This window comes from Candidatus Seribacter sulfatis, from assembly GCF_964187635.1.
GTDB lineage: Bacteria > Verrucomicrobiota > Verrucomicrobiia > Opitutales > Seribacteraceae > Seribacter > Seribacter sulfatis.
Genome location: NZ_CAXLMO010000070.1, coordinates 1 through 16,895, shown reverse-complemented (window position 1 = coordinate 16,895; position 16,895 = coordinate 1). Strand labels below are relative to the sequence as shown.

The following is a 16,895-nucleotide window of genomic DNA, read 5'->3' as shown; positions in this document are numbered from 1 at the left end:
AAGGTCAACATGCTTCTGATAAAATTCATCCAAGTTTAAGCGATTTCTCACTTCTTGTGGAATTGCGGTAACTTCGAAATTATTCTTTCCGACAAGACAATGAACAGAAATAAAGAAAACGAATCCGGTTATATAAAATATACCCGGACTTTTCACAGAAATATTTTTTTATTTGAAGAACTTATGCTGAGGATCGTCACCGCTTAAAATATATGCGAGCAGATCCATTACCTCTTCTTCTTCCATCATATTAAGTAGTCCTGGGGGCATCGGCGAGACAGTAGACGGCCCTATGCTCTTAACTTCATTTGTTTGCACGCTCGTTCTTTGGTTCGGGTCGTAAAGATCGGTGTTTAGGGTGACGCGGTTACCATTCAGATTTACCACAACTCCGGACAAGGTCTTCCCGTTTTTTAAAGTTACGAATGTGGGAACGAACTGTTCATTGATTTCCTTACTTGGATACATGATTTGTTCGAGCAGATCATGAGTTGAATAGCGACCGCCCGATCCGGTCAGGTCGGGGCCGTTCATGCCGCCTTGGTTTCCAAATCGGTGGCACGCGTAACAACCTCCTGCTGCAAACATCCTTCGACCAACCTTAAAGTTTCTACCCTTGAGCCCACTGGATGCCGCTTTGCTTAATTCCTCCAGTTTCCAATTTTTAACGAATGTCCTACCCACCATCGCCTCTGCCATAACATCGGCAGGAGACTTAACAATAGCCTTTTTGGCGAGCAACTCGGCAAGTTTTTTCTGTTCAGTTGGATTCAAACTGGCAACTGCATCGTTTCGAATAAACTCGATAAACTTGGTGAAGCTTGCTCCTCCTCGGTAATTAGACGCCTTCAAAAACCAATTAAAGTATTGTACTCGTAGTTCATGAGTCCATCCGGTTTTCAGGTTGCGGAGGGAACGGGCATATTCCATTTGCTCTTCCTGTGTGGGAGCCTCCAAAAGGAGAGCTATTCCTTTTTTGGCTACAGTGGGGGATTCGAGAAAGGCAAGGGTCTCGCAAAGCAACCAATTCATTTCGAAGCTTTTAGCGGGAAATTGAGGATCTAGTTGCGCGACAATTTTTGCAGCTACTTGGGGGGCTGGTTTGCCAAAACGAACCATCGCAATCTGATAGGTACGTACCAGGGCGAGCCGCTCATTGGGAGTCAAATCTTTCCATTTGATTTGAAGCAGGGATTGGAGGATCTGTTTGCCCAGTTTTTGGTTGATGGGAGGATCCGTATTTTGACGATGAAAAGGGTCAATCCCAGCCGCTTTGGAAAGAGACAAAAGAATATTTGCCCGTTTCCCTGAGTCCTTTTCGGTGAGGGCTTTTGTTGCCCATTTCTCAATCGGTAAATGCTGTATGGCAATAAGGGCCGCCCAGCGAACGAAGCGATCCTGATGATCAGTATGTGGCCAAGCTAATTCCAACGCCTTGGGATGTTCGCCGATATGTAAATTTTCCAGCTGATGCCGTAGACTTGCAAGTTCATTCACACGAGGTTTCGTGGAGATGGGGGCGGTTTTCTCTTTCCCCGTGTAACTGACCCGATAGAGTCCAGACTGAACTTTTCTTCCGCCAATAGCAAAGTACATGGCTCCGTCCATTGGATGGATAATTGCGTCTGTTACCGGTAGTGGACTACCAGTGATGAAAGTCTCTTTTTCCCCGGAATAAGTACTTCCATCGGGACTCATATGAATGGCATAGATTTTCCCCCAACTCCAATCCAAAATGAACATTGCTTTTTGATACTTGGGTGGAAACTTGGCACCGTATCCGAAAGTGACCCCGGTGGGGGAACCTGGACCAATGTTGACTACGGGAGGTAAAGTATCCGGGTAGAATTCGGGTCGTTTACCGGTTCCATTTCTCCAACCGTACATGGATCCGCTGGTGACATGACAGATGCGAGTTGGGCGATACCAGGGAGTGTTGAAGTCATATTCCATGTCTGCGTCATAGGTAAAGAGCTCACCATCTGCGTTGAAGCCACCGTCGAAAATATTTCGGTATCCGGAGGACACAATCTCCCAATCCTTACCATCCGGAGACATTTTGTAAATGATGCCAGCTGGAGCTAGTCGGTCCCGGTTATGCCCTCGTCCATCGGGCATTCGGGGAAGGAGGTGATCTTCCCCCCAATCCATGGGTACACGCGAACGGTTCGCTTCAACTGGAGTGGTATTGTTCCCTGTGATCAGGTAAATCGATTTTTGGTCGGGGCTGAGTATTAGAGCATGTACGCCATGATCCCCGCGTGCCTGCATGCCCCGCAGTTTCTCAACCTTATCAAGTTGATCGTCTCCGTTGGAGTCCGTGAGCCTGTAAACTCCACTCTCCATCTTTTTTTCATAATCATTGACGGCCACATACAGGCTATCAAATGCCCAAAGGAGACCATTTGCTGCTCGTATATCGACAGGGATTTTTTCGATATCACTTTCTTTGAGTGTTTTTCCCTTAGGAGGGACCTCAAAACGATAGAGTCCACCAAATTGATCACTGGCAATTATGCGGTTTTTGTTGTCCAGGCATAGATTTACCCATGACCCCAGCCTTTCTTTCGGAACAGTAAATAGTAACTCAATCTTAAATCCTTTTTTGACCGATATATTTTCGATTGGAGTGGCTTGATTTTCAATTTGTGCAAAGGAAAAGCACGAAAATTTAATAAATATTATTAAAAAGAGCAGGAGCTTGGGTTTTGTATTCATACAGCGTTAATGTCGCGAATTTAGATTTTATTATGCAAGGGAAGGTATTTATAAAAAATAGAATTTTATCGTGATGCTTGTTATTTAATGAAGCGATTATAAATGTTAATTTTCAAAAAAATTATTTTTTTAAGAGTAATTAGAAATAGACTTACAAATTTATTTTACAGAAAATCAGTTTTCGGGTTTGCATGCGTTTTACAATATAATTTCATATTACCAATGAAGCGTTTGAATTGTACGGTGACGATTATTGCATTAATTGCTGGTTCCTTTCTCTCGGTATCAGGAGAAATTACTCCTCAGAGCGAATTGTTTGAAAATTTTGAGAAAGCAATGAAAGGAGTTCGTTTTAGTGGTTTTTTTACTGTTGATGGCGCAAAAAATCCACCATCCGAGGAAGTTTATGAGATCCAATCGGTCCAGAAATTTGGAGATCAGGACCTGTGGATTTTTACCGCTAGAATTAAGTATGGTCAAAAAGATGTAACTCTGCCCATGCCATTACCCGTTAAATGGGTTGGTACTATACCGGTCATCACCATGGATGAAATGAATATTCCTGGTTTGGGAACTTTTAGTGCTCATGTGGTGATTGATGGAAAGAAATATGCCGGTACATGGAGTCATGGAAAAGTCGGTGGTCACCTCTATGGTAAAATTACAAAAATTAAATAGGATGTTTTGTAACTTTCTCTTAATGGTCGTTGTAATATTAGAGAGTTGAAATTATTTTGTGATTATGGAATCGAAGAGTTCAAAAAAATTGTCAGGAGTATTTCTCCTCTTAGTTGGTGCTGCCCTTTTCTTGTTTGGTTATTATTTGGGTCTACCCAAATCTTCAATTGATAATAATGAGATCGCATCTGAAGAATTGCCCCCCAAGCCATCCGTAGAACCCCAATCGAAAAATATTAAGCCAAGTACAAAATCCTCTGATCGTGATCGGGACCTTCAAGAAAACGAGGAGGATGTGGAAGAGGAAGTAAAAAATTTGGCTTCCCCAAAATCCATTGAGCAAATGTTACTTTCTGCCCAATCGGAAACGAATCCAATTAAACGTTCGGCTGCGTATGCCCGGGCTTTAGAAAATTTAAATCGAGATAACATTGGCCAGGCATTGAAAGCTTTTGAATCTCTGCCTATGGGCTTTGAGAATATGCAGGAATATAAAATGTTACTTTATTCTTGGTCTCAATTCGATCCGCTTGCGGCGATTGATTATTGTAAAACGAGGGCTTCCGGCATCGGGGCAGGATTCGCGGCATCAGGAGTTTTGGAGGGATGGGCGAATCGTGACCCTGAATCGGCCAGAGCATGGGTTGAAGATCCAGAGAACGCAGGGATGGCCAAGTTGTATAATTTTGGTCTGGTAAAAGGCTGGGCAAATCGGGACCTGGAGGGAGCAACGGCTTATGTAATGAATCTAAAAGGGGGAGAAGAAGTTTCTAAGTTAGTGGGTATTCTAGCCGATCGGCATAACAGGGAGGGTGGGTTTGGTCAGGCTTCATCCTGGGCCGAGGAATTACCTGATCCCAAGTTGAAAGAGGGAGCCTTTATGAATTTAAGTCGAAGTTTTGCCCGTGATCGCCCAGAAGAAGTTGCGGAATGGCTCGAGACGCATGCCAATGAAAAATACTCTGCCAAGGCATTTGAAAATCTGGGGAGGAAATGGAGTGAAACTGACCCTGAAAGTTCAATCGATTACTTCTCCAATTTACCGGATGGAAAATCTCAGGAAGTTGGAATAAAAAGCTCGATTTCAAACTGGGCAAAACAAGATCCTTTGGCCGCAGGAGATTGGCTTAATGAAAGAGAATCAGGTCCAAAACTTGATTCTGCTTTGGCTGCTTATGCATCCACCGTATCGACCAAGGATGGTGGAGCCGCCATGGAATGGGCAATTTCAATATCCGATGAAAAGCTTCAGCAATCGACCATTAAAAAAGTCGGTCAGGAATGGTATCGACAGGATAAGGATTCAGTTGAGTCTTGGTTGCCTTCAAGTGGACTTTCAGAAACTGCTCAAAAAAGTATCCGCAACCCACCAAAAAAGAGTTGGTGGCAATCAATGCACGAAAAATAAACTAAAATTAGCTGGATGGCTCCTTTGCCATATCTTCCATTTCTTCCTTTATAATAGCCATATATTTAGCCGGATCTTTCTTGAACTTAGGAAGGCAGGGTTTACAGCAAAATACAATTTGGATTCCTTCATGTTCGTAAGTGAATGGAATCATATCGGTATCTTCATCATTAAGGTCATTACCAGAGACCACGCAAAAGTCTAAAGAGTAACTTTGACTGGCAGAAGAGTTATCATCGGTCGCCGGATCAACAGTTTGATTGGAGCAACCAATAATAGAAGAACAAAATAGAATAAAGGCTAAGCCAAAAGAAAAAGGTAAACAACCGGGTTGTGGATTCATAGTGAATAATTATTTCAGCAAGCTAAATGGGTCAAGAACCCTTTTTAATTTACTTTACGGGCACGAATATTACGAAACGCGACGACTCCACCTTTCCCATGGTGCTGAATTCCAAAGCAACCTGACATAGATTGGTTATCTTTAATTTCAGCTATCATTTTTTGGTTAAGAAAAGTCTTAATACTTGAACCTTTACAAACCACTCGGGCTTGGTTCCATTCAGCTGCTTGGAAGAGATTTTTCGAGCGAACTTTGTACTCTGCTTCCTGTTCTTTTTTGGGGTAAAGCCAACCACCTAAGCCAATTCCGTAAACGGCTCCTGGTTTGTATCGGTCAATTTCGAATTGGTAGCCTTTGGGCTTTCCGTTTTTCCCGGTTAATCTAAAGCCCAGTCCTGAATTAAATTTTTCATAATCTAGCGGAATCTTTACTTCGCATTCGACTTCAAAGTCTTTCATTTCTAGGTCACTTAAAACCCAAATATTTCCCTTTGATAATAAGTGAAGTTCTCCATTTAGAACCTCAAATTTTTGAACATTTCCACGGGGGGTCCATCCATCGGTGGTTTTCCCGTCAAAAAGGGGTACCCATTTATTATCCTTATTTTCTGCCTGGGTAAAAAGTGGAAGAATGAAGAACAAAATAAGTGTAGCTTTCATATTGTTTTAGCCAAGTATGAGTGGGCCCCCTGCAGAAAGCTTGGGGTTACCAAAAGTTTTAAGTGGATGCCCGACTGCATGAGCCAGGCTGAGCAGGAAGCGATTATGTGGAACATTTTCGCACGACATCGAGCGCCCCATCCGAAAGCCAAAACCGTTCCCAGCGAGAACAAAAGGAATATGGTCAAGCGTATGATTGTTACCCTTGCCCAGTTCGTTTGTCCAAATAACTAAGGTGTGATCAAGCATCGATCCTTTTTGTCCGGGCTCCGGAGTGGATTCTAATTTTTTGAGTAAATAAGCAAGTTCTTCCGCAAACCATGTGTTAATACGAACCAGTTTATCATGAGCGTCCTTATTCTTATCAGGTTCGTGAGAAAGAGTGTGATGGGCATCCTCCACATCCAACCATTTCATCTTCGCCTGTCCAACAGACTTCGTATATTGTAAAGTCGCTACTCGGGCAAAGTCATTGACGAAAGAATTGACAAGTAAATCAATTTGTAAGCGACCTAGTTGCGGGATGTTTTCATTGAGGTTACGAATTCCCTCAGGTAATTCGGGGGGCGGTGCACTAAGGTTGGAAAGTGAACTGCCTGCCTCGTACTCCCTATCCATCCGTTGCACTAATTTGGAGTGTTCTATTAACAATTTACGGTCGGATTCCGGAAGTCGGTTGGCAACTTTTTGCAGGTCAGCCTTTAAATCGTCCAGAATTGATCGAACTTTCTTTTTATCACGAACATTACCGTATATTTTCCTGTATGCATCATAGGGGTCGGAAAGTGGAGTGACAGGCTGATTCGGTCCGTTGTAAGACATTCGGGTCCACGGGTCAGCAGTGTCCTGAACACCCACTCCAAAATGTAACGCACCAAATCGAGTACGAGTATGGGGTTGGGACTGTAAATGATTGGATATTTCTCGGTCTATTGAAATTCCTTTGGGCCAACCGGATGGGGTATTGCCTCCTCCCATTACATTGCCAGGGAAAAGTTCGATGCCTGTAAGGAGGCAACTCATTCCACGCATATGATTGTCTCCGTCTCCTCTTACCTTGTTATGAAGGTTCCGTAGAATGAGCAATTGGTCGTGAAAGGGTTCGAGCGGCTTAAGAATAGTTTTGTGTTCAAAGTCTTCCCCTATGGTGTTCGGCCAAAAGTGATTTGGAATGGTACCGTTTGGGCTGAACATCACGATAAGTCTTTGCTTGGGTGCGGTTTTATCCGCATTCGCAGAAAAGAGACTTGATGACTGAGAAAGGATGGGCAGAGAAAGCGAGGAAAGCCCCAGGTTTTTGAGTGCAGTTCGTCGGTTAATAGAGTTTAAGTTCATCTTTAATTACTCAGTTATTAAATACAAAATCATCGGTTGCTGCTTGCATCGCAATTTTTAAATATAAATCCTTTATCGTTAATTTTCTGGAGGATAACATCTTGGAAAGTTCTAAAAAATTTATGTCAGAATAGCTTTGTATGGGCTGTTTTGCAAGGTGCTTGCATAGTTCCTCGATAAAATATTTTGATGACCTAGTCGATTTTAGTGCCTCTTGGAGTAATCCTTTGGCTCCGTCGAGTTTTCTTTGGTTTCCATTTTCGTCCAGATATTCAGTAGCAAGATTGAGAGGTTTTGTGCCTAGGTTGGTCCGTGTCCTTCCCGTTGTGTCAAATCCTTCCAGGGTGAAGCCCGTAGCATTGATTAGGTCGTGGCAACTCATACAATTTGCCGGTTTTGTAAGAGCGGTTACTTTTTGCCGCATCGTCCAATTTGGATCATAGTCAGCATTACTGAAAGAAACCGCTTCCTTGGGTGGTCGGAGCGTCCGTCCCAGAATTTTTCGACTGACAAAAACTCCCCTATGAATCGGCGAGCTTTCTTCAGCATAAGAATGACTGGCTAAAATATAGGGGTGGGTATGTAAGCCAACGCGACCCATTTTTTGAGATTTTAATGGAATGAAACCCGAAGTATTTGTTTCAGTCGGGAAGGGTAAACCATAATAATTTGCCATGCGGTCATTGAATTGAATCGAAGGCATACTAATAAAATTATGCCAATCGACATTTTGTTCCCATATCGCTTTTTCAATACCCCGAAAAAGGGAACGTCTCAGGTCGAGGGCAAGAGCAGGAGTGAAGTTTGAGTATCTTTTTGTATTTTTGGATGGCAGTTCCTTGGTTTTCATTTCCAACCAATGAAGCATGAAGTCATTGAATTTTGCCTTTGAACGTGGGTCTTGAAGCATTCGTTTGGCCTGGCTTTCAATATGTCCTTTGTTTCTGAAATGATCTACATCAATTTGTTTGTGCATGTGGTTGTCCGGGATAGAATCCCACATGTAGAGTGCGAGTCTGGTAGCTACGACATATGAATCCGCTTTCTTTTTTTCGAGTGCCTGCCATTCAGGATATAGAAATCGTGGGGATTTGAGGGTCATGAGGACAATTTTTTCAATCGATACATGTAAAGGCGTCTGATCGTTGAACCTGGATTTTATAAAAAAGTTTGCATCTTCTTCACTAAGTTTTTGTCGAAATGCGTAGCGAACAAATTGGGTGGCAATCTCCATGACCTTCTTTTTGCGCTGGTGGTCATCATCTTTGGTTCTGGCCAATTGGTTTATTCTTTCCGCCGCGAACTGAGCCGCATCCAATGCGGCATATGTAATCGCTTCGTCCCAACTTTGATCTACTTGTATACCTCTTTGGTATCCATGAGATGAGTCATCAGGGGGAAGTTTTTGTTGCGGGATATAAGATTGATTTACCATTTTTGTAAAAAGGAATTCCGTCGGAATAATTTCTTTTTGTCCGACCGGTGTTCTCCAGCTTAATTCGATCGATGCGTTGGGGTCATCAAATTTGTGATAATCCAAGCGAAGCGGGTAGGGCCGGCCGCCAAGAAGAAATATTTTCGTGCCGCTTTCTCTCATTACGCCCGCGGTCACCTTCTCATCGATCGAGGGGCGTCCATCAAGCTTGTTTATCCGTAGAGCAAAACCATTGGGAGATTTAACAAAGAATTCGTACCAACCGGATTCACGGGGAAGAATCGATCCTTCCCAGTAAATAGAAAACTTTTTTGGATTCATTTGCTGATAAGGTGCTTTTTTCCCAAAATCGAATGCGATTTTTGGATCCACTCTTTCGGAATGCATTTTTTTCTTTTTGTTCATCCCTTCCGCATTGTAGTATTTTCCTCTTAATCCCGCTTTATATTCATCAATTTTGGGTGTCCCCATAAACTGGGCAAAGAGGTCGGATACCGATTGGCGGAATTGCCGGTTGGTCAGCCGGGCGAGTTGAATCTTTGAATCCTTTTGGAAAAGTTCAGGTTTTTGATAAAAAGTTTTAAACACAAATCGTGAGATGGCCTCTGCCTCTTTTCCTTTGACTAGGTCCGGATCATAGTCAGGCATGGTTCTGTCCACATAATGAATTAACTTGGTAACCGGCCAGTCTCCGATCAATGGCTTGGAATACTCATCCTCCACGCCCTCACCTTTTTTACCATGACACTCCGCGCAGTGTTGTGTGTAGAGTTTTTTCCCATCCGGGGTATTTGCCATACCCATTGAGCTTGCACCAAAGGTTAGAGCAAGGAAAAGAGGTCGGTAATATTTCCACAAAAACATATAAGCTTAGCATAAAAGTTTACAGGTGAAATCCAACGCTGAATTACCCCTTTTATTTACTTTTTAAAAGGAAGACTTGAAGTTAATAGCTAGATTTTTCTTTTCCAAAGAAACATCCACTCTTCGTCTCGACGCCCCTCAAAATGTCTTGGCTTCCAGTCATTGAGTAATTCAAATTCGGGTTCAAACCGCTGGGTGATTTCCTCCTTACTTGCCCCAAAGGGAGGCCCCTCTTCCGACAGTGGAAAAATAAAATGAATCGCCAAAAAATGACCACCGGGCTTGAGCCAATGATTCAAAGCTTGTGCGTATTCATCTCTGCGGGACGGTTCAATCGCACAATAGAGGGTATGTTCAAAAATGAGGTCATAAGGTTCCTGCGGTTTTTCTTCCAAAAAATTTCCAGGGAAGAACGCGAGGTTGGGCAAAGCTTCGTATTTTTGGCGCGCATCTGATAACGCAATTTCTGAAAGATCCATCCCAGTAGTTTCGAACCCCCTTTTAGCCCATGCGGACGGATCGTGTCCACGACCACATCCCGGAACCAATACCCGGGTTTCCGGGGCCAATGTTTGCTTGTTCAACCAGTCGATAAGTCCTGGCGCTGGTTCATCCTTGTCCCAGGGAGTGTCTTCTTGCTGATATCTTTCTTCCCAATCCGTTACTTTAGTCATTATAGGGCATTATATATCCTACGACTTACTAGAGCAATGGCTTGATTTGTAAATCGTGAGTTTTCTTTAGGATAATCAGGCAAACCAATGCTCCTAATAGAGCCCACGCCATGTCGGACTGTGTATCCCAAACATACCCCTGAGTGCCGAGGAAGGCATCTGCATCTTCTCCGATCAGCAGGGCTGCCCACCATTCGATCAATTCATAAAAGGCACTGAATGCGAGGCAGATCGATACAATGATGAAATTTCGCCAGCCTGCAAAATTCACTACCTTCTTGCGGATCAGAATTTCACGGGCCAACAAGGCAGGGACGAAACCCTGCATGAAATGTCCGACTTTGTCGTAGTTGTTACGTTCCCATCCGAAGATCTCCCGTATTGAATCAAACAACGGAACTTCGGCGTAGGTATATTTTGCACCCACCATCAGTACGATACAATGGAGCAGGATCCAAAAGTAGAGTAGGGGAGTCAGCGGAAAGGATATCCGAGTTTTCGCCATAACCAAGAGTCCGACAATGGCCGGTCCGGCTTCCAATACCCAGGTTAATCTGTCTTTAGGTTCAATTCCGGACCACACCAATACCCCGAAGAAAATGCCAAGCCAAAGATAGGATTTACTAGATAATGAATTAGACTGTTTCATTGGCCTTATATCGTTTCCCGTTCAGCATCGCTCCGACCCAAGTGTAGCGTATCAGATATTTGTAAGAAAGTAGAATCAACATCGTTGTAAGTATGGTTATGAGCATGCACTTGAAGAGACTGGGAATCTCCCAGTTTGCAAATAGGGCCTGCATAATTTGCACTACAGGTAAATGGATAATGTAGAGCCAGTATGCGGAGTCTGATATGTATCGAACCTTGGGCATTTTAGCGGAAAAAAACTTTCTAAATAGACCAATACATCCAAAGATCATCAGCCAGACAAAACACGCAGAGCAGAGCGTGAGTATTTCATAACTCCATTCCCACTTCTTATAATGCATACAGATTAGAGCCCCAATGAAAACCATAAGTGAACCGATAAAAGAAAGAGGCCAGAACTTACCGAACTTTTGTGTGAATACTTTGTTGCCAAAGCATAGGGCTCCATAACCAAAGAATATTCCATAGTATCCGAGCTTCGTCCAGTTTGGGGCTAGCCACACATCAGTGGAGGGACCAAAATCCTCCTTCATATAAAACTGTGACCAATAGGTAATTGGTACTAAAAAGATGATGCGAACAGGGGAAGATACTACCCATTCAGCAATCTTTTTCAAAGCAGAATCTCCGAGGAGGTGGCTCACAATTAGAAATGCCGCAATTAGATATACAAGATCATAAAGAAACCAGAGGTGGTGAGTGATAAAGTCCCCAAAAGTGAGATAGTATTGAGTAAACAAGTTTTGCTTTGCACCTCCATTTAATTTTAAGTTATGAATGGATTTTTCAATAAGATTTCTACAACTTATCCTTCCTTTTTGTAATTGATGCCATTGTAGAGGAACTTCCAAAATTTCATTCGCAACCATTTCAGTGAGTGCTTTTCCGGCATAAGTTGTATCTCTCGGGCTTGACTGATCCTTATTTCTTGCATTTGGATCGGCTCCATTTGCTAGAAGTACTTGTACGGCCTCTTCCTGTCCGAAAAAAGCTGCCAAATGCAGAGGGGTACTTCGATAACCATCAAGAGAGTCAACTGTTGCCCCTTCTTGAATCAAAAGTGAGATTGCTTCTTTTTGTCCGGTAGTTGCTGCCCAATGAAGGGGAGTCAGTTCTTTCTGATTTTTCCCATTGATATTGGCTCCATCTCTCAAAAACTCCTTCATTACTTGAATATTACCTGTCTTCGCGGCACTACCTAGGTCTGTGGCCTTATTATTAACTGAAGGTAAAGATCCAATTTCTTCCGAGTCGTTCGAGATATTCTCCGGAGTTATCCATGCGGTTACCGAACGCATGTGATTAAGAAGTGGAATGAGGAGAATACTAAAAAAGATAAGAGGGAGAACGATCCGTTTGCAGCGATTACTCATTAATTCTTTGGTTCCTTTTCGTTTCCAAAGCAACATGGTGAAGAATCCACTCACGAAAAAGAATAGGGGCATACGAAAGCCATGAATGAAAAGAATGGGAATTCCATAGAATTCAGACTGGTTGATGTCTTGAACTGGCCAAACTGGCCATCCAACAAAAGAAAGCATCGCATGCAAGACGATGCCAAGAAGCATTGCAAAAGCCCGAAGGGCGTCTAGATAATGATATCTTGTCTGATCCAATTTACTTGATCGTAACGGACCAGTGTTTTCCGTCCATGTCTAACACGCTGAGAGATTTGAGATCACATCCATCCAATTTCGCAGAGTTTAAATAGACTTTTTTTTGACTTCCCTGATCAATCTTTTCCGATAAGAAATGCTTTCTTACTTCCTTCTCTTTCTTTTCCGCGACCTCCTCCTTTGCCTCAATCTTAGAAGTGCAAGGTACAGGAAACTCTTTTTTTCCATTTTCTCCTACCACTTGAACGGCGGCGAGCATGGCTTTCCCTTTTCCGTTGTTAATGATTGTCAGTTCGATGAATTGATCGTTGTGCTCTGCGATAATTTCGAGCGGACCGGTTGAAGATTTAAGCCCAACCAGTCTGAAGATCGGATTGAGCATTTTATCAAACGCGTCTTCGATAAAGTAAGCAACACCTGCGAAAAGCAAACCGGCGACGATTACAATGATGGTTATTGGATCCATCTCTATTAGAGTCTTTTGGGATTAAAGGGAGTTTTGGGAATTTGACCGCTTGCTTTTCTAGCAAGGGCTTTTCGCAGATATTTCATAACTTTTTGATTACCCTGAGTTGGTTTGATGGCAAGGTTATTAAATTCCATTGGATCTGCAAAATGATCATACAGTTCCACTCCGTGTTTCCCTTCTGCCCAGTCGGAGTATCGCCATCTTTCCGATCGGATACTTCGTCCCATCACAGGAGTCTCAAAACGACTATCAGCGGGTCTGAGTACTTGGGTGATCGCGAAACTATTCCACCTGCTTAGTGGATCTCTGAGAAGTGGGGTGAGGGATTGTCCCTCTATTTCCTTGGGCGTTGGAATATTGGCGAGTTCGGTGAGGGTGGGGTAGATGTCAATGAATTCAACGATCCGTCGACATGCCTGACCATTTCCTTCGATATTGGGTGCCCGAATGATCAGCGGGGCTTTAGCTCCCTGTTCAAAAAGAGTTCGCTTTTGCCAGATGCCATTATGCTCGCCCAAGTGGTAACCATGGTCACTCCAGAAAACAACAATGGTATTGTCCGCCAGGTCGAGCTGATCGAGGGCGTCAAGCATTCGGCCAACCTGGGCGTCGATAAAGGATACGCATGCATAATACGCCTGCATTGCCTGGAGGCAGGTCAATTCATCTAACCCGTAGTGGGGAACCGGACAGTTATGGGCAAAGGCAGCGGTGGGAATATCTTCCCTGTCATTTTTTGGAGCATAAGGAAGCCTTAATGTTTCCAGGGGATACATATCAAAGTATTTTTTGGGTGCGACATAAGGTGTATGTGGTCGGAAAAAGCCGGCCGCAATGAAGAAGGGTTCGTCCTTTTTTTGCTTCATTAATTTAATTGTTTCCGTGGCGATCATCCCGTCGGTTTGTTCCTCGTCTTTACCATCTGCCGCCAGCCAACTTAAGGCGGCACTGATTTTACGATGTGGTTCCGCGTTGAATATTAGGGATTCATCGGTTTTGTCACGACCTATGGGATTCACGGTTTTTTGCCAGGACGGGGGATCATCAAACCCATCGGTTCCAATCGATGCCGGAACATTGTAGTGATAAACTTTACCTACGCGCCCGGCCCACCATCCGTGCTTTATGAATTGTTGAGAAAGCGTGACCGCATCGGGTACTTCATCCCGGAAATGTCGGTCCAGATCATAGACCTTGATCGTATCCGGCCTTAGACCGGTCATCACCGATGCCCGGGTCGGGTTGCAAAGGGGGAGTTGATTGTATGCATTGAGGAAGCAGACTCCCGTTGCGGCCAACCGATCGAGATGAGGAGTTTGAGCAATCGGATCTCCGTAACAACCGAGGGCACAGGATAAATCATCTGCAGCGATGAAAAGAACATTTTGTTTTTGGGCAAATCCCGAAATGCCCAATAAGAAAATACCCGGTACTAGAAAAAGTAGCTTCATCTTTTTATAATTAAATTACTTTAGATTTTAAAATTTAGTCCTGAGCAAAGGGCCGGACCACAAGACTTTGCAGTTTCCAACTTCCCGTTTGTTCCACTCCTAAATGTGGCCCAGCGTCCAGTATGAGCCTTTCACCTCTTTTGATAATTCCAAGGTCACTTATGATTCCCTGTTGATCTTTGGCATCATTATCCGCATCGATACAATAGATGGCCAGAGGGGAGTTTTTTCCTTTAATTAAGCTTCCACCACATGATCCATCTCCGGCTTTTAAGGCAATCGATTCAATCAAAACATCCTGTTCAAAGCGCAGGGCAATTCCTTCACCTGAATCAATCCGGGACGATCCTTTCCCTTCGATTCCAAGTCCGTCGGGTTTTTGGGTGGGGAGTCCTCCCTTACCAGAAACCGATAAAGTAAGCGGGGCGGGTATCGGCATTGGTTGGGTCCAGTCAAAAGTAATTCGTTTCCTGGGTGCGATGGCTGTAAAACGATGTCCACCCACAGTGCGATGCTGAATTGCAGTTGAAATGAGTTTTTTGATCAACGGTTTAAGTTCCGGGTCTTCTAAACGATTTTTGCTCTCCATCGGATCAGTTGCCAGATCATACAATTCGACCGGTTTTGCTTTTGCTTGCCTAAGAAGAGAGGCATCAAAAAATATTTTCCACTGGCCCTTTATTATTTTTCCACCGACCTTTGGATTATCCAACCGCATGGCACAAGCGGCCCCATCTTTAGATTCCTTATGGTCATTGTAGAACATCGGGCGATTGGGAATTTTTTTTCCTCTCCAAGCAGGTAAAACATTATAGCTGTCCTCCGCCCCTTTTTCTCCGTTTCTCAAGTCGGGCAGGGGTACTTTTAAAATTTCTGAAAAAGTGGCGTATAGGTCCTGTAATCCAATTAGCTGACTGCTTGTTTTTCCATTTCCCACTTTGCCATTAGGCCAAGCAACAAGGAAGGGCACACGGTGTCCGCCTTCGTAACAACTGCCTTTATTACTTCGTACGGGGCCGGTTGCAGTTTTGGTTTTTACTTCCGCTCCATTGTCTGAGGTGAAAATAACAATCGTATTTTCAATTAGTTTTTTACTCGGTCTGCGTGGATCCTTGGTTTGTTCGAGATAGTTAATCAGCCTTCCAAGTGCCACATCGTTTTCATAGATATAATCCAACCGGGTTGATGCTGAAGCTCCTGATACCATCTTGCCCGCTCCCCGAACTTTTTTACCTCCCACTTCATTGGCTACGGTGTAGGGTCCGTGATTTGAATTACTGGGATAATAAAGAAAGAATGGATTGAAGGAACGGTCCTTATTTCTGAGGTGTTGAGTAAGGAATTCGATCGCATGATTGGAATGCCGATTACCCAGGTCGTGTAAATCATAGGCGTTTTTTCCTTTCTCCACTAATTTTTTTTCGTTCCCGGTGGCTCCTATGATTTTCCGATTATGGATGTGGCCAGGGCCGATTGACTGATTTGGAGTGTTACGATTCCCCTTTTTGTTTTTCCCTGTCTGGGGCCCAGTTGTGCCCGCATCCGGGCCGGATGTTCCATGGGAGCGTGAGGTAAACCGGGTATAATCAAACCCGTGGTCACAGGGACCATCAAAAACATCTTTAGTTAGATCCGCATCTTCCCAGCCTGCCGCCGGTTTTCCATTTGTTTGGGTGTATCGCAGTCCGAGGTGCCACTTTCCCACCATGGCGGTGGCATATCCTTGGGAACGAAAAAGAGTGGCGAGGGTGGGGCGGTCTTCTTCGATGAGAGGATCACCCTGAACGCCAAACAGTACCCAGTGTTTCATACGTGCACGCCAAGGGTAACGTCCAGTCAGTAATCCGTATCGTGTGGGGGTGCATCGGGATGATGGGGTGTGGGCATCGGTAAAGAGCATGCCCATACTTGCAAGCTTTTCCATGGCTGGGGTGTGAATCTGTTGATCGTCTGAGTTCTTGGTATAAAATTGATAAGCTGATGTATCACCCATGCCCATGTCATCAGCCATAAAGAGAACAACATTTGGGCGGTCAGAAATTTGTGAAAATACAATAAATGGAATCAGGGGAAGAAAGAAAAGAAGCTTCATTCAATGATCCTACTAAGCTCCCTCCTTTTTTTGCAAGGCGATAGCACCTCCTTTTGAATGATCGAAAGACAGAATTTGTTTTTAGAAACTTAATTCTAATGTGGGTCCCGAAGCTTCCGGATGGGAGTCGCTGGCAAAGGCATGAACCATCCCGCTCCCTCTGGTTTCAGTGGTTTCTCTGGTTAGAATAAAGGTGTATTCACTGGCGTTGTTTGATTTTAGAAATTCCAATAGTTCATTGCTTTCTATCGTGATGGAACCCCTTTCCTGACTGCGTGGGATTTCAAATTTACCCACTAAAGTAGCTGATTCAGTTGTGGGCGCTTCTCCCCATTTTAAATTCTCCCACGATTCCACCCCGCTGAATCCGGCAAGGGCATAGAGCTTAAATCGATTGGTTTTGGGAAGGTAGACCCGATGACCTACACCGCACGGAACCAAGTTCAGTCTTAGCCTTGATTTTTTTATCTCACTCCAATCCACCTGATCCTCTTTGAAGTTA

At 43.8% G+C, this 16,895-nt stretch carries 13 protein-coding genes and 1 pseudogene; 2 read left to right on the top strand and 12 right to left on the bottom strand.

Translation table 11 applies throughout. The annotated features are described in order from the left end of the window. Positions 1-168: 168 nt before the first annotated feature. On the bottom strand, positions 169-2,718 hold the full coding sequence (locus tag ACKPQ5_RS07295) for a heme-binding protein (RefSeq protein WP_407678442.1): 2,550 nt from the start codon (positions 2,716-2,718) through the stop codon (positions 169-171). Between the two features lie 222 nt (positions 2,719-2,940). Here ACKPQ5_RS07295 and ACKPQ5_RS07290 point away from each other — a divergent pair, with 222 nt between their 5' ends. Both ACKPQ5_RS07290 and ACKPQ5_RS07285 read left to right on the top strand, forming a co-directional pair. After that, on the top strand, positions 2,941-3,396 hold the full coding sequence (locus ACKPQ5_RS07290) for a hypothetical protein (protein WP_407678441.1): 456 nt from the start codon (positions 2,941-2,943) through the stop codon (positions 3,394-3,396). Between the two features lie 64 nt (positions 3,397-3,460). Then, the gene (locus ACKPQ5_RS07285) at positions 3,461-4,804 is read left to right on the top strand and encodes a hypothetical protein (RefSeq protein WP_407678440.1); all 1,344 of its coding nucleotides are present in this window, start codon (positions 3,461-3,463) and stop codon (positions 4,802-4,804) included. A 7-nt stretch (positions 4,805-4,811) separates the two neighbouring features. Here the strand turns inward: ACKPQ5_RS07285 and ACKPQ5_RS07280 are convergent, their stop codons facing one another. The 11 genes and pseudogenes from ACKPQ5_RS07280 to ACKPQ5_RS07230 form a co-directional block, all read right to left on the bottom strand. Further along, on the bottom strand, positions 4,812-5,147 hold the full coding sequence (locus tag ACKPQ5_RS07280) for a hypothetical protein (RefSeq protein WP_407678439.1): 336 nt from the start codon (positions 5,145-5,147) through the stop codon (positions 4,812-4,814). 44 nt (positions 5,148-5,191) lie between these two features. Beyond that, positions 5,192-5,806, bottom strand: a complete 615-nt coding sequence (locus ACKPQ5_RS07275; RefSeq protein WP_407678438.1) for a 3-keto-disaccharide hydrolase — start codon at positions 5,804-5,806, stop codon at positions 5,192-5,194. Between the two features lie 6 nt (positions 5,807-5,812). After that, a complete protein-coding gene (locus tag ACKPQ5_RS07270; protein ID WP_407678437.1) occupies positions 5,813-7,141 on the bottom strand; it encodes a DUF1552 domain-containing protein in 1,329 nt (442 codons plus the stop codon). A 10-nt stretch (positions 7,142-7,151) separates the two neighbouring features. Continuing rightward, on the bottom strand, positions 7,152-9,440 hold the full coding sequence (locus tag ACKPQ5_RS07265; protein ID WP_407678436.1) for a DUF1588 domain-containing protein: 2,289 nt from the start codon (positions 9,438-9,440) through the stop codon (positions 7,152-7,154). Between the two features lie 89 nt (positions 9,441-9,529). Next, complete coding sequence (locus ACKPQ5_RS07260) at positions 9,530-10,114, bottom strand: methyltransferase domain-containing protein (RefSeq protein ID WP_407678435.1); 585 nt, start codon at positions 10,112-10,114, stop codon at positions 9,530-9,532. A gap of 28 nt (positions 10,115-10,142) precedes the next feature. Further along, the gene (locus ACKPQ5_RS07255; RefSeq protein ID WP_407678434.1) at positions 10,143-10,763 is read right to left on the bottom strand and encodes a DUF2238 domain-containing protein; all 621 of its coding nucleotides are present in this window, start codon (positions 10,761-10,763) and stop codon (positions 10,143-10,145) included. After that, positions 10,750-12,381: an acyltransferase family protein gene (locus ACKPQ5_RS07250; protein WP_407678433.1), complete on the bottom strand. Its 1,632-nt coding sequence runs from the start codon at positions 12,379-12,381 to the stop codon at positions 10,750-10,752. Before ACKPQ5_RS07250 ends, ACKPQ5_RS07255 begins: the two co-directional genes overlap by 14 nt. Before the next feature lies 1 nt (position 12,382). Continuing rightward, complete coding sequence (locus tag ACKPQ5_RS07245; RefSeq protein ID WP_407678432.1) at positions 12,383-12,847, bottom strand: hypothetical protein; 465 nt, start codon at positions 12,845-12,847, stop codon at positions 12,383-12,385. 5 nt (positions 12,848-12,852) lie between these two features. Beyond that, on the bottom strand, positions 12,853-14,301 hold the full coding sequence (locus tag ACKPQ5_RS07240) for a sulfatase (RefSeq protein ID WP_407678431.1): 1,449 nt from the start codon (positions 14,299-14,301) through the stop codon (positions 12,853-12,855). Between the two features lie 34 nt (positions 14,302-14,335). Continuing rightward, positions 14,336-16,393 (bottom strand): sulfatase family protein, encoded by a 2,058-nt coding sequence (locus ACKPQ5_RS07235; protein WP_407678430.1) that lies wholly within the window; start codon positions 16,391-16,393, stop codon positions 14,336-14,338. An 81-nt stretch (positions 16,394-16,474) separates the two neighbouring features. Then, a pseudogene (locus ACKPQ5_RS07230) lies at positions 16,475-16,895 on the bottom strand (iron dicitrate transport regulator FecR); the annotation flags it as partial.

Excerpts from the sequence above, each read along its gene's own strand:
- ACKPQ5_RS07235 (WP_407678430.1), bottom strand. The coding sequence starts at position 16,393 with ATGAAGCTTCTTTTCTTTCTTCCCCTGATTCCATTTATTGTATTTTCA.
- ACKPQ5_RS07240 (WP_407678431.1), bottom strand. The coding sequence starts at position 14,301 with ATGAAGCTACTTTTTCTAGTACCGGGTATTTTCTTATTGGGCATTTCG.
- ACKPQ5_RS07285 (WP_407678440.1), top strand. The coding sequence starts at position 3,461 with ATGGAATCGAAGAGTTCAAAAAAATTGTCAGGAGTATTTCTCCTCTTA.
- ACKPQ5_RS07265 (WP_407678436.1), bottom strand. The coding sequence starts at position 9,440 with ATGTTTTTGTGGAAATATTACCGACCTCTTTTCCTTGCTCTAACCTTT.
- ACKPQ5_RS07260 (WP_407678435.1), bottom strand. The coding sequence starts at position 10,114 with ATGACTAAAGTAACGGATTGGGAAGAAAGATATCAGCAAGAAGACACT.
- ACKPQ5_RS07245 (WP_407678432.1), bottom strand. The coding sequence starts at position 12,847 with ATGGATCCAATAACCATCATTGTAATCGTCGCCGGTTTGCTTTTCGCA.
- ACKPQ5_RS07275 (WP_407678438.1), bottom strand. The coding sequence starts at position 5,806 with ATGAAAGCTACACTTATTTTGTTCTTCATTCTTCCACTTTTTACCCAG.
- ACKPQ5_RS07280 (WP_407678439.1), bottom strand. The coding sequence starts at position 5,147 with ATGAATCCACAACCCGGTTGTTTACCTTTTTCTTTTGGCTTAGCCTTT.
- ACKPQ5_RS07290 (WP_407678441.1), top strand. The coding sequence starts at position 2,941 with ATGAAGCGTTTGAATTGTACGGTGACGATTATTGCATTAATTGCTGGT.
- ACKPQ5_RS07295 (WP_407678442.1), bottom strand. The coding sequence starts at position 2,718 with ATGAATACAAAACCCAAGCTCCTGCTCTTTTTAATAATATTTATTAAA.
- ACKPQ5_RS07255 (WP_407678434.1), bottom strand. The coding sequence starts at position 10,763 with ATGAAACAGTCTAATTCATTATCTAGTAAATCCTATCTTTGGCTTGGC.
- ACKPQ5_RS07270 (WP_407678437.1), bottom strand. The coding sequence starts at position 7,141 with ATGAACTTAAACTCTATTAACCGACGAACTGCACTCAAAAACCTGGGG.